The sequence below is a fragment of the Pseudotamlana agarivorans genome (assembly GCF_001642835.1).
Classification (GTDB): Bacteria; Bacteroidota; Bacteroidia; order Flavobacteriales; family Flavobacteriaceae; genus Pseudotamlana; species Pseudotamlana agarivorans.
Genome location: NZ_LXEI01000008.1, coordinates 17,297 through 29,795 on the forward strand (window position 1 = coordinate 17,297; position 12,499 = coordinate 29,795).

The 12,499-nt window shown below is 31.7% G+C and carries 10 protein-coding genes; all 10 read right to left on the reverse strand.

All coding sequences use genetic code 11. The features are described from left to right. Window positions 1-6: 6 nt before the first annotated feature. The 10 genes from A6I66_RS09535 to A6I66_RS09580 all read right to left on the reverse strand — a co-directional run bounded on the left by A6I66_RS09535 (window position 7) and on the right by A6I66_RS09580 (window position 12,496). The gene (locus A6I66_RS09535; RefSeq protein WP_067148380.1) at window positions 7-1,044 is read right to left on the reverse strand and encodes a glycosyltransferase; all 1,038 of its coding nucleotides are present in this window, start codon (window positions 1,042-1,044) and stop codon (window positions 7-9) included. A gap of 6 nt (window positions 1,045-1,050) precedes the next feature. Continuing rightward, entirely contained in the window at window positions 1,051-1,974 is a 924-nt protein-coding gene (locus tag A6I66_RS09540) for an NAD-dependent epimerase/dehydratase family protein (RefSeq protein WP_067148383.1), read from the reverse strand. Window positions 1,975-1,988: 14 nt separating this feature from the next. Next, a complete protein-coding gene (locus A6I66_RS09545) occupies window positions 1,989-3,134 on the reverse strand; it encodes a glycosyltransferase family 4 protein (protein WP_245683452.1) in 1,146 nt (381 codons plus the stop codon). 1 nt (window position 3,135) lies between these two features. Next, window positions 3,136-4,044: a glycosyltransferase family 2 protein gene (locus tag A6I66_RS09550; protein ID WP_067148389.1), complete on the reverse strand. Its 909-nt coding sequence runs from the start codon at window positions 4,042-4,044 to the stop codon at window positions 3,136-3,138. Next, a complete protein-coding gene (locus tag A6I66_RS09555) occupies window positions 4,023-4,991 on the reverse strand; it encodes a glycosyltransferase family 2 protein (protein ID WP_067148392.1) in 969 nt (322 codons plus the stop codon). Before A6I66_RS09555 ends, A6I66_RS09550 begins: the two co-directional genes overlap by 22 nt. A 96-nt stretch (window positions 4,992-5,087) precedes the next feature. Continuing rightward, complete coding sequence (locus A6I66_RS09560; protein WP_067148395.1) at window positions 5,088-6,020, reverse strand: glycosyltransferase family 2 protein; 933 nt, start codon at window positions 6,018-6,020, stop codon at window positions 5,088-5,090. A 12-nt stretch (window positions 6,021-6,032) separates the two neighbouring features. Beyond that, a complete protein-coding gene (locus A6I66_RS16495) occupies window positions 6,033-7,826 on the reverse strand; it encodes a glycosyltransferase family 2 protein (protein ID WP_084399612.1) in 1,794 nt (597 codons plus the stop codon). After that, complete coding sequence (locus A6I66_RS09570; RefSeq protein WP_067148948.1) at window positions 7,810-9,093, reverse strand: ABC transporter ATP-binding protein; 1,284 nt, start codon at window positions 9,091-9,093, stop codon at window positions 7,810-7,812. The genes A6I66_RS16495 and A6I66_RS09570 overlap by 17 nt, the downstream gene beginning before the upstream one ends. Before the next feature lie 4 nt (window positions 9,094-9,097). Further along, entirely contained in the window at window positions 9,098-9,970 is an 873-nt protein-coding gene (locus A6I66_RS09575; RefSeq protein WP_211267545.1) for an ABC transporter permease, read from the reverse strand. 63 nt (window positions 9,971-10,033) lie between these two features. Continuing rightward, window positions 10,034-12,496 (reverse strand): exopolysaccharide transport family protein, encoded by a 2,463-nt coding sequence (locus A6I66_RS09580; RefSeq protein WP_067148402.1) that lies wholly within the window; start codon window positions 12,494-12,496, stop codon window positions 10,034-10,036. Window positions 12,497-12,499: the final 3 nt, after the last annotated feature.

The following is a 12,499-nucleotide window of genomic DNA, read 5'->3' on the forward strand; positions in this document are numbered from 1 at the left end:
TAACAGTTAATCCTTATCCACATAGTTAATAACCTGTTCATTTGACAAGCCTTTATTTTTTAATAAGCTCTTTAGCACTATTTTATCTTTTAAAACACGTTTAAAAAGTTTATTTACTAAAAAATATTTAAAAGGCTGCCGATTCAATTTAGGAAGCCATGAATAATCAACTGTTTCTTGTTGCCTCTGATTTAAAGAATTAAAATCTTTTTCCATCCAAGGCTCAAGAATATTCCCAAGATGATACGCGTTATTCGTGTATGTCGCTAACCTGTAACCATCCATTAAAACAACAGGTTTATCCATAAAAGTGAATTCACTATCTCCATCAATTAAATAAATACAATTTTCATTAGGTAAAGCCTCAAATACTTCCTTTTTATAAGTCGCTACAAAGTGAGAACATCCTAAAACTGCAATAGTATCATCATCTGCTCTTAAAGTTCCTATACTATCACTAAATTTTTCTGGCAAATATGGCCAACCAATACTTTTCACAAATTTCTCTAACCCTGCTACGTCTTTAACTGGATTAAACCTCAATTTTTTAGAAAACCAATACTTAAACCAAATATTAGCCGTTAAATCTAAATGCTTTCTATATACAGGTACAGGGCAAACAGCTCCTGCTTTAGGAAAAGCCTTAAACACTTTTACCACCTCATCTTCCCATTGATTTAAAAACAGCACATCGGCATCGGTAATTGTTACTAAACGCTCTTCCACTGTTCTAACAGCTTTTAAAATGCTATTAATTTTACCAATACCCTCCCGTTCAATGATTAATTCGTCAATTTCTTGTTCCCTATAGAGTTTTATAAGTCTTTCATTAATTTCATCACTACATTTATTACTTATAATAGAGACTTTTATTTTAGAAGTTGCCGTTTTTAGGATTGAGAATAAACAAAGTTCGAAGATTTTATAAGCATCTTTGAAATAATCATTTTCATGAGGTATGTGCAATGGTATTATGACTCTATGATCACATGGTTCTTTTTGAACTAGTTTACCTCCCTTGGTAGGATTATATCCCTTTCGCATAAAAAATTAACCTTTATAAAATTTAAGTAACTCCATAACGCCCTCTTTTAAAGGTTTTAATTCCCTGCCCAATACTTTTTTCATTTTTGAAGTATCGGGACACCTTCTCGCCATATCGCCCTCTTTCAGGGCAGGAAGATGAACAATCTGACTTTTTGAATTGGTTATTTTAATGATCTCTTCAGCTAAAGACAAAATAGTCTGTTCCTTATCACTACCAACATTAAGGACGGTATTTATACAGGATGAATCATTGATAGCGTTTACACAGGTTTGCACATTGTCATCTACATAACAAAAGGACCGCGTTTGCAAACCATCTCCATATAAGGTAATATCTTTATTAGCTAATGCTAATTTTAAAAATTTAGGAAGCACAAAGTCATCACTCTGGTTAGGACCATAAGTATTAAAAAATCGAAATATTGTATATTCTAACCCATACTCTTTATAGTAAGATTTAAAAAAAGCTTCTCCAACATTCTTAACGATAGCATATGGAAGTCTTGAGTTTAAAGGCGTCGTTTTCTCATTTTGAGGGATTTCAAATGGCTCTCCATAAACTTCTGATGAGCTTGAGTAAAATACCCTTTTTACCCCTGTATTTTTTGACAATGAAAGGACATGTTTAATCCCTTCAATATCCTCTAAAACCATCATCGGATGTTCTAAAGTTCGCTTTACCCCCACTAAAGCCGCATAATGAAACACATAATCAAAATCGTATCGTGCAAAAACAGGCGCAATATCATTATAATAATTAACATTCGATTTTATGAATTTCACGTTAGGAAGGTTTGGTACTTTTTCCAATGAACCCGTTGATAAATTATCGATAATTACAATCTTATTAGAACTATCTTTCGCTAAGTGCATCGCTAAGGCACTGCCAACATTTCCCGCTCCTCCTGTTATTAAATATGTGCTCATTTTGTAGTCTTTATTTAAATAAGTCTCTCAACTGCATTTATATATTTTTTTTCAATGAATGAAATTTTATAGTTACTCAGGTATCGTCTTCTAAGTTTTTCTGATAAATTTGAAATTTGACTTTCCGACATACTTGTAATTAGTTTCATTTTATTTTCTAAATCTTCTTGACTTCCATCATACCAGAAACAATCATCCCCTAGCCTTTCTTCCATTGCACCAACTTTTGTTGATATAATAGGAGTCCCTGACGCCATAGCCTCTAAAGCGGTTAACGGGCCTGCTTCTTCAGAAGATGATATCACTAAACAATCACAATTTTTGAATACATTCACTATTTCAGAATTTTCGACATAACCTTTTAATACTATATTCCCATCATTAACTGCTAAATTAACTAAATTCCGTTTCTCATCTCCTTCCCCAAAAATAAAAAGTCTTCCCTCTTTTTTAGAAACATTTTTAAATGCATTTATTACTACATTTATTTGCTTTTCTTTCGAAAGACGAGACAAAACAAAAAAGTTATCAATTCTTTTATTCTTTAGTGGTAACCTTAGTAATTCACTTTCTTTAATTGCACATTGATCTATTAATAAATAAGGAGGCTCAAAATAATATTTTTCAAAATTTTTAGAATTCTTTTGGGAGTGAAAAATAAACAAATCTACTTTATTAAAAATATCTGGGTTAGATATAGTGTGTCGTTTAACAGTTGTGGTAACCCTAAAAACCAAAGGCTTTTTATTTTTTTTTGATACAGTAATTATATCTGAAATCATTACTGAAGAAAGCTGAGCACATATTAAAACTAAGTCATATTGAGGTATTAACAGATTCAATAAATCTGTTCTTTTTTTATCATAATTAAAATAACTTTTAGCTATTTTGTTATTAATAAGACTAAAAATATCTTTATGCCTATTATTTTTAATATAACTTACCTTGGCTAAAAGCCTCAAAAAAACATCATTTTTATAAAGAAGTTGATTTAAAGTATAAACTTTAAATTTTCTCCTACAATTATATATTTCTGAGTTTTTTGAGATATTTCCAGTACTGCATACTGAAACCTCATATTTTGAGCTTAATGACTTTGCAATGAATCCTGCTTCTAATTCTGTACCCCCAAAATCACCAATAGGCCCGACTATTAACACTTTACCCAAAATATTTTTTCTTTATTTTAGTAAATAATTCATCTTTAAAAAAAATAAAATTGCCTAAAACGATATCAGCGTAACGAAAGTTCATACTATTCAATATATACTTTTTAGCATTTTTGACATACTGCGTATTTTTTAAACCTTCGAACTCAAAAATATGGTTCTCAATTAATTTCCAACTTTTAATAGCGCTTAAAACACCAATCCTATTATCTAATCGACTTAGCTTAAAATCACTTTGATGATCTCTATAATACACTGTGGCTGGTTCAACAAAAATAACTTCTGAAACATTTAGGAGTATCCTAGTAAAAAACTCCCCATCATCATTATTACTTAAAGACTCATCCCATCCCCCCGCTAATTCAATAAGTTTTTTTGGAATTAAATAAGTCATTGGAGGTAAAAACTCATTATGTTTTCCAAAACATAATAGTAAATCTATACCATTTTTAAAATTTTGATACGATTTAAACCCCTCCTTCGACTTCAACAGGTTTACAATTTTAAATCTCCCCCATCTACAAGTTGAAATAGTTAAACTATCCTTTTTTTGCAAAGCATTAACCTGATCTAATAACTTATTGTTCGAAAGCAAATCATCTGAATCTAAAAACTGAATATATACCCCTTTCGATTTTTCTATACCTATATTTCTACAGGAACTGGCTCCTTTTATAATATTAGAATTTCTAAGGTACAATTGAAATCTTGAATCTTTAGCTACATATTTTTCTACAATTAAACACGTATCATCTGTACTACCATCATCAACAACAATGCACTCCCAATTATCATAAGTTTGGGCCAGCACACTTTCCAATGTTTCACCTATAAAATTGGCTCGATTATAAGAAGGAATAACTATGGAAACTATGGGTTTTATATCTTTAATCTCATCCATCGTTTTTCAATTTTAAAACTACCCCTTCTAATCCCAATAAAAATCCCTCCTATTAACAAAAATTCTAAAAACATTTTACTTTTCAATTTAAATAATAATTTGGATAATTCTGAAAAAACATGTTTTGAGGTTTTAATATCACCATTTTTTAAGGCTAGAAAAAAATAACCTATAGTTTCAACATAAAAATGGTTTATCAACTCTGAATCTCTTAAAATTAATACTCTTTTAAAATTTGTTATGCAGTTTAATGCAAGTGAATTTTTAAATTCTGGAACATATGTTTTATTTTTAGAAGTCTTTGTTGCCTCATGTTGCCTATATAAAAACAATGAACTATTTATAATAAAATATTGCTCTTTAGGTAATTCAAAAAAAAGCCTTGATAAAAACTCTGTTTCTTGACCTCTTAATATTTCTGTTTTAAACAAGTCCTTATTTGCTAAAAAATCCTTCTTAAACAAAACTGAAGGTGTTAACACCTTCAAATTCCATTGCGAATAATCCTTATATAAATAACTAGTTATTTTTAAATCTATAACATTATGATTTTTAAGAGAACTATCAGCAAAACTACCTGAACAAATTACTAACTGTAGTGTTTTAATTCGCTCAAAAGCATATATTTTTTTACTTATAAATTCCGGTAACATAATATCATCATCATCAAACCAATTCACATACTCACCTTTGCTAACTTCAAATCCATAATTTCGAGCTGCATTCCCTCCCGGCAAACGATCTTTTGGACGATGATAGTATTGGAAACGCGCATCTTTTGCACAGTATTCAGCCATAATAGCATCAGTGCCATCCGTACTCCCATCATCTACCACAAGACACTCCCAGTTGGTGTAAGTTTGAGCCAGTACCGAATCTAAAGTTCCCCTTATTAAATGGGCACGGTTAAATGTGGGAATTATAATGGATATAAGGGGTTCGCTCATGATTTAGTATATGAAGCTAAAATAAAAATTAAATTTGAGAGAGGAAGGTTCTGGAGAGAAGATCATTGATGAACTCTCAAATAATTAAAAAAAGGGTTATTTATTCTCACTAAAACTTAAATAAGAAAACCCTTTCGTTCTGTTTTTTCTCACACTCTCTATAATCTCAAACTTAGCTTGCTTAATCAATAACAACTCCAGTTTTAAATTTATAAACTGAGATATACTTCCTTTAAGGATAGCCTTAAATAAGAGTTTTTTATAAAATATCAACTTTTTATTTAACCCAGCTTCATTAAATGTATTAACATTTGCATGTATATATTTAAATTCTCTAACTTTGTTGGAATAATAAGCTTCAGAAAACGGTTTTATTACTTGGGATTTTCTATTTTCTCTATCATGAATCACCTTAGCTGTAGGAATCACTCCAACTTTACCCCCATGGTATAGCACACGTTGACAATAATTATCATCTTCTCCATAATGGTAAAAAATAGGATCGAAACCACCTACAGTTGCTAAGCATTTTTTAGACAATAACCATGCTGCTGCATTCACAAAAGGAATAGGGTATACATCCTTTAACGTATTACCTAAAACAAAATCGGAATAAAAATCTGGGTTTTTATCAAAACTCATATAGTTTGAAAATTTCCTGTCTAACCGTTGCTCATCACCTTGAACGTGCAACGGACTTAGTACCCAATATAGAGGATTACGTTTTTGAAAATCTAGTAAAACCTCAATAGTATCTGGAAATAAATAAGCATCTTGATTTAATAAAAAAACGTGTTCTGCACCTTCTTTTAAAGCATAGCTCATTCCAAGATTATTTGCTTGACCGAAACCTAAATTTTTGTCCTGGGCTAATATTTTAACCTCGGGAAATTGCTTTTTAACAAAAGCAACCGTCTCGTCGGTAGAAGCATTATCAATGACTACAGTAGAGTATTTGGCACAACTTTCCAAACAACGTTTTATCCATGGCATTCCGTTGTATGTTACTATTACTATAGTTGTTAGCATATTTTATTTTTTTCAAAAGGAATTGTATACTATTTTGAAGTTTAATTTTTTTATAGTTTTTTTTAAAATATTTAAAACTTTCTTTTTTATTTTTTTTACAATGTTTTTTAGTTTAGTAGAAAACCTACGATTGTATTCTAGTTCCTTTAAAACTAAATAATAGTCAATATATTTCGCAATATTTTTTCTAATATCTAATTCCTTTTTTGAAAAATCTCTAAAAAACATACTGTCATAAAAATTATACTTCTTGACTTCCTTTTTTAAGTCCTCTATAGTCAATTGTTTTTTACTATATCTTCCAGAACAATTATTAAGCAAACTGAATCCCAAAATATTTTTGACATAACCATCGGAATAACTCGGAAAATATCTTCTAGCATCATACACTAAGACTGGTCGTCCACAAGACATAGCCTCATAAGCAGATCGACCTAGTCCAAAAACAATGTCTGCTTGATTAATCAAATCCTCTACTTTCCAAATAGGATCTTTATATTTGTAAGCCTCTAAATACGCTAACTCTAGTTGCTCTGCTAATTCTTTAATTGTTTTATTTGCATCTTCTGAATGACATAAACTTAATAAAACTTTTGGGATCTTATTAATAGTTTTTTTGGGGTAAAAACGAGTAAGGTTAATCGAATTATAAATTAACTTACTTACAACCCCCTTATTTGCTAAATGACTTTGAACCTCTTGGGATATTGCAACATAACCATTAGCCTTCTTACTCGGCTGTTCTAATTTCGGATAAATTCCATGACAGGTTTGAATGACAAAACCGAATTTATATAGTTCATTTACTACTGTATAATGATTTGCTAAGATCAAATCATACTTTTTTAGAGACATAAAGTTGATTCCCAACACTTTCTCAATTCTATTTGAGATCTCTCCTTTATTAAAAGTAAAATATTCTACATTAAAATTTGGATATTTTTTTAATTCTTCTAAAACAGCATAAGTAAAAGTTTCTGAACCTCCAACAGTATCTAAACTACTATTAGCCACAAGAATATTAAGGTTTATAGTTGTTAATTTTTCTATTTCTGCAGAAAGCTCAACTCCAAACTCATTTTTATCCTCCCATTTAATTAAGTCATTAAAAAAATCTGATTTTTCATGTATAGCTTTCCCTAATCGTTTTTGCCACTTTTCACTGATATCAATATCTCCCGGTTGTTTTTCTATTAAATGATTTATATAGTATCTACACTTTCTTTCCCAAGATTCTATCGTTATCGCTTTTCCATAATGTTTAACATAACCTCCAAATTTCTTATTTTGAAACCCTCTAGGTACTCTAGAATGAAATTTCAAATCTAAAGTAGCCCTAAACATCATAGGTATATCCCTATATTCTGGACCAATAAACTCTCTTTCTGAATATTTTTTATTTACGTCTTTAGCTGTTATATAATAATCAAACAGTCTAAAGTAGTAGGCATCTACATTATTGTCTGCAATGTTTAAATTTTCTTTAAATTCTACAAACTCATCAGCATCAAATACATAAATCCACTCTGGCTTATATGCTTTAGCTTTATCAAACAACAACTGCCTATGTCCCCCTTCAGCTTTACTTCTTTGTTCTCTATCAGATTCCCAAATTTTATTTTCAATTACTTCTAATACTAAATGGTGTCTCTTTAATATATGTAATGTTTTATCAGTAGAGGCATCATCATACACAATAACACCATCTAAATAATTAGCTAAATGATCTAAAACATCTTTTATTAAAAACTCTTCGTTTCTAACTCGAGTTACTCCTATTATTTGTTTTTTACTGTGACCAATCATGATTTATTTGTATCATTTCACGTGGAAACTTAGTTATATTTCTTTCTGTTGATATTATATTTTCAACATTTATTATTAAAGAATCTTTAATAAAATCTTCTAATCCATTTAAATCAGATTTACAAGATAGATTTAAAACATATTCCCCTTCTGTTAATGGTAAAGATGGTATACTAAGTTTAATCACTTTTATTTCTTTTCCATCAATATAAATCTTTTCAAGAAAATATTCTGAGCCACTTGCTGTCAAAAGTTGGCCTTTCGTAGAAAATAGTGACATACCTATATGTATATCTCTTTTTTGTGAAGATAAATTTTCAACCTTAATTTCAAATTTATAATCATACCCACTCTTAAATTGATTTAAATTAATTTTTTTTAATTTATCGTTAAATACATCCAAATCTATTATTCTAACATGACCTTTACCTTGTCTATTTTTATACTGAGAGATATCAACAACATCATTTCTTTCAGCGGATAAATACTGATCTATACAATTATCAACATTTCCATTAAATGTAATTATACCATTTTCTAAAAGTAATGCTCTACTACATAGATTTTTTACCGCTGCCATATTATGACTTACAAAAAGAACGGTACGGCCTTCTCCTTTAGAAATATCCTGCATTTTCCCAATAGCTTTCTTTTGAAATTCGGCATCACCTACGGCAAGCACCTCATCGATCACTAAAATTTCAGGTTCTAAAAAAGCCGCTACAGCAAAGGCTAAACGCACCGTCATACCCGAACTGTACCTTTTTACAGGCGTATCGATATAACGTTGGCAGCCAGAAAAATCTATAATTTCATCTATTTTAGAAACAATCTCCTTTTTGGTCATTCCTAAAATAGCACCGTTTAGGTATATGTTTTCACGCCCTGTCATTTCGCCGTGAAAACCTGTACCCACTTCTAAAAGCGACGCAATACGTCCTTTCGTTTTTATTTCGCCAGTTGTGGGACTTGTAACTTTGGATAAAATTTTCAGCAACGTTGATTTTCCTGCCCCGTTTTTACCGATAATACCCACGACTTCACCACGTTCTACTTCAAAATTAATATCTTGAAGTGCCCAAACATAATCGGAACTCCCTTTCGTGCTACGGTCGTTACTTTCTCCTATTTTTAAAAACGGATTTTCTTTACCTCTTATTTTGTACCACCAACGTTTTAAGTCGTCATTAATAGAACCCGTACCAACTAAGCCTAATTTATATTGCTTAGAAATTTTATCTGCTTTTAAAATAATATCTTTTTCCATCATTTTAAACGGTATCTATAAAGCTTTTTTCTGTTCTATTAAAAACGATTAAACCAAGTAAAAAACAAACTACACTCATGCCTAAAGCGTATAAAAAAGCAGTCACAGAAAACTGCCCTACTCCTAAAGTCATATATCGAAACAACTCGATAAATGTGGTAACGGGATTATACTCTATGATCCACGAATACTCTGGTAATTTTTCTTTAAAATATGATAAGGGATACATAACTGCCGAGCCATACATGAGTAGTTGCATTCCAAAACCTACCAAATAGGTTAAATCTCTATACTTTGTGGTTAACGAAGATATTATCATCCCAATACCTAAGCCTAATAAAGCCATGAGCGCTATTAATACAGGTAGCAACAATAAGGCATATGTAGGAGAAGCATTAGACGCGGCATCTGTAAAAAACACGAAATAAACATAAAAGCCTGTGAACACCAATAATCGAATTCCGAAACGAACCAAATTTGAAATGACTACCGACAACGGTGTTATTACTCTTGGAAAGTACACTTTTCCAAAAATGCCTTGGTTAGACTTGAAAGTATTACTCGTACTGGTTAAACAGGTACTAAAATAATCCCAGCAGCTTAATCCTGCCAAATTAAATAAAAACGCAGGAATACCATTTCCGGTTGGAATATTGGCTAAATTATTAAATATTAGAGTGAAAGTAAGGGTTGTAAATAAAGGCTGAATTAAATACCATAAAGGTCCCAAAATGGTTTGTTTGTAAACCGTAATAATATCACGTTTAACAAAAAGGAACAACAAATCCTTATAGCGCCAAATTTCTTCAAAATTCAGCTCTATTAATTTTCTTTTAGGTGATATGGTATAAAGCCACTTGTCTTTATTTTGATTCAATATTATGCTTATTTAATAATTAACAACTTAAAAATCACTTGTTCATTCTAATAAACGTCCTTTTTAGCCCTTTACAAACATCTTTTTAATTTTATTCCAAATCCCACCTTTAGCTTTAGCCTCTTCATGATACCCATTAGCATAGTTCCCATAGCCGTAGCCATAACCGTAGCCATAGCCATAACCGTAGCCGTATTTGGCTTTTTGATCGTAACCATTATACACTAAGCTAATGTTTTTAATTTGCTTGCTTTTATGCTTTTCATTAATAAAATTAAGCATATCTCTTTTTGTATAATCCTGACGCACCACATAAATGGAAGCATCCACAAAATCGAGTAACTCTAGGGCATCGGCAACCAGTCCCACCGGCGGTGTATCCAGAACGATATAATCGTATTTGGATTTTAATTCGGAAATTAAAGCTTTCATACGTTCGCCAAGCAATAACTCCGAAGGATTAGGCGGTATAGGTCCAGAAACAATCAAATCTAGATTCTCGACATCTGTTTTCTGGGTTACTTCTTCCAAAGTAGATTGCCCAATCAAGTAGTTTACAACACCTAAATCGTTTTTAATCTTAAAATCACCGAAAATTTTAGGTTTCCTAAGGTCTAACCCTAACAGTACCGTTTTCTTTCCGCTTAAAGCGAAAACCGTAGCCATATTAATGGAACAAAAAGTTTTTCCTTCACCACTAACCGATGAAGTGATCATTAATGTTTTCGTACTTTCAAAATCCTTTGTACGATAATAATACTGTAAATTGCTTCGAATAGCACGGAAAGACTCAGCTACAGCCGATTTAGGTTTTCTATGCACTACCAAATTATCATCTAAAACATTCTTCCCAATAACTCCTAATAGCGGGATAGACGTTAATTTTTCGATATCTACCGGGCTGTGGATATTGCGGTCTAAAAACGTGAGTATAAACGCTATAACCATAGGAACTAATAAAGCTGCAAAAAACGCAAAAACGTAACGTACATTTAAATTTCTACCTAAAACCGTGGCTCCTGTATTTTTAGCTTTATCGACTACCAAAATATCGGAAACATTGGAGGCTTTAATGATTTCGGCTTCCCCGCGCTTGGCTAAAAACACGTTATAGGTTTGCTCGCTAAGGGTATATTGGCGCTTCATGGTTAGCAGCTTCTGCTGATCTTCTGGGAGTTTGCTAAATTCCGATTCCAATTTATGAAGATTACCATAAACGCTTTCCAAATCACGGCGTAATACACTGGATACCGAACTGATGTTCTCTAAAAGCACGTTTTTCAAGCCTTCTATTTGTCGGTTTAAATCACTAAAAATAGAAGCATCTTCTTTAACCGAATATTGTAATTTTGATTTTTGAACCGAAAGCTCATTAATTTTAGAAACGTTGGATAGAATATTCCCGTCGGTTACTCCCGCAATAGATGGTGCAGGAACTTCTGTAAATGAATTACTAGTCAGTAAGTAGTTTTTAAGATTTGCATAATAATCCAATTGCTTATTTATAGCCTCCTTCTCTAACTCATAGTTGGAAAGCTTCTCATTCAATAAACTCCCATCTGTGTCTAGTTGATAGATTTTATTTTCCTTGCGGTAATCGTTGAGTTCTTCAACATTATCGGTCATTTCAACTTTAACACGTGCAATTTGTTCATCTATAAACTTAATGGCATTGGTTACATATTGGTTTTTCCGACTTAACTCATCTTCACTTAAAACATCGACAACCATATTTAAGTAGTCAACAATTTTTTCTTTGTTTTTATCGATTAGTGTGATATCTAAAATGGGAGACGTACGCTCGTTTGAAATCGCCATGCGCGCATTATAACTTGCCACAACGCCGTCGAAATTATTAAATTGAATAAAAAACGTATCTCCCGAGGTTGCTATGCGGTTTTCGGCTAACCTTACAACTCCTTTTAAAAAGGGCAACTCAATAGATTCTCCTAACTTAAACCGTTGCTTAAATACCCCCAAAGGCACATCCACATGAGTAATTTCTTTAGTATTAAAATTTTGAACCGTGGCTGTCGTTCCTGTAAAATCTACTTCAAGTTCAAAAGCATCTTGTTCTAAAAAGGTGATTTTAATAGGATTATTAATAAGCTGCGGATAGCTATTATCTTGATAAAAACGAAACGGCGCTGCTTTATAAATATCTTGTTTTCTGAAGCGTCCTTCTTTTAAATAGGTTTTATAAAACTCCAAGCGCTCTACCACTTTTTCATGATGCGATCTGGATTTTAGTGTCACAATCATGGTTTGCACTTTTGCCGTAACCCCACCCCAGTTAAAAGTTAAACTGGCGTTGGATGTGAACAATGGGTTACTATCGTCTTCAATAGAAATTTTGGTTCCTAAGCGGTATGAAAACTCCTCACGTATGTTTTTTTGATACACGAAGAAAATCCCAATAGCAAGAAGCAACACAAATAACTTCCAATAGCTAAGGGCTCTAAATAAAAACTTTTTTATGTCAAAGCTCGCTGCCGATGATTCTGAAGTTTCAAATTCTTCTGTCATAGT

What these genes read in the sequence shown, in the direction of transcription:
- A6I66_RS09580 (WP_067148402.1), bottom strand. Translation starts at nt 12,496, where the DNA reads ATGACAGAAGAATTTGAAACTTCAGAATCATCGGCAGCGAGCTTTGAC.
- A6I66_RS16495 (WP_084399612.1), bottom strand. Translation starts at nt 7,826, where the DNA reads ATGATTGGTCACAGTAAAAAACAAATAATAGGAGTAACTCGAGTTAGA.
- A6I66_RS09550 (WP_067148389.1), bottom strand. Translation starts at nt 4,044, where the DNA reads ATGGATGAGATTAAAGATATAAAACCCATAGTTTCCATAGTTATTCCT.
- A6I66_RS09535 (WP_067148380.1), bottom strand. Translation starts at nt 1,044, where the DNA reads ATGCGAAAGGGATATAATCCTACCAAGGGAGGTAAACTAGTTCAAAAA.
- A6I66_RS09560 (WP_067148395.1), bottom strand. Translation starts at nt 6,020, where the DNA reads ATGCTAACAACTATAGTAATAGTAACATACAACGGAATGCCATGGATA.
- A6I66_RS09540 (WP_067148383.1), bottom strand. Translation starts at nt 1,974, where the DNA reads ATGAGCACATATTTAATAACAGGAGGAGCGGGAAATGTTGGCAGTGCC.
- A6I66_RS09570 (WP_067148948.1), bottom strand. Translation starts at nt 9,093, where the DNA reads ATGGAAAAAGATATTATTTTAAAAGCAGATAAAATTTCTAAGCAATAT.
- A6I66_RS09555 (WP_067148392.1), bottom strand. Translation starts at nt 4,991, where the DNA reads ATGAGCGAACCCCTTATATCCATTATAATTCCCACATTTAACCGTGCC.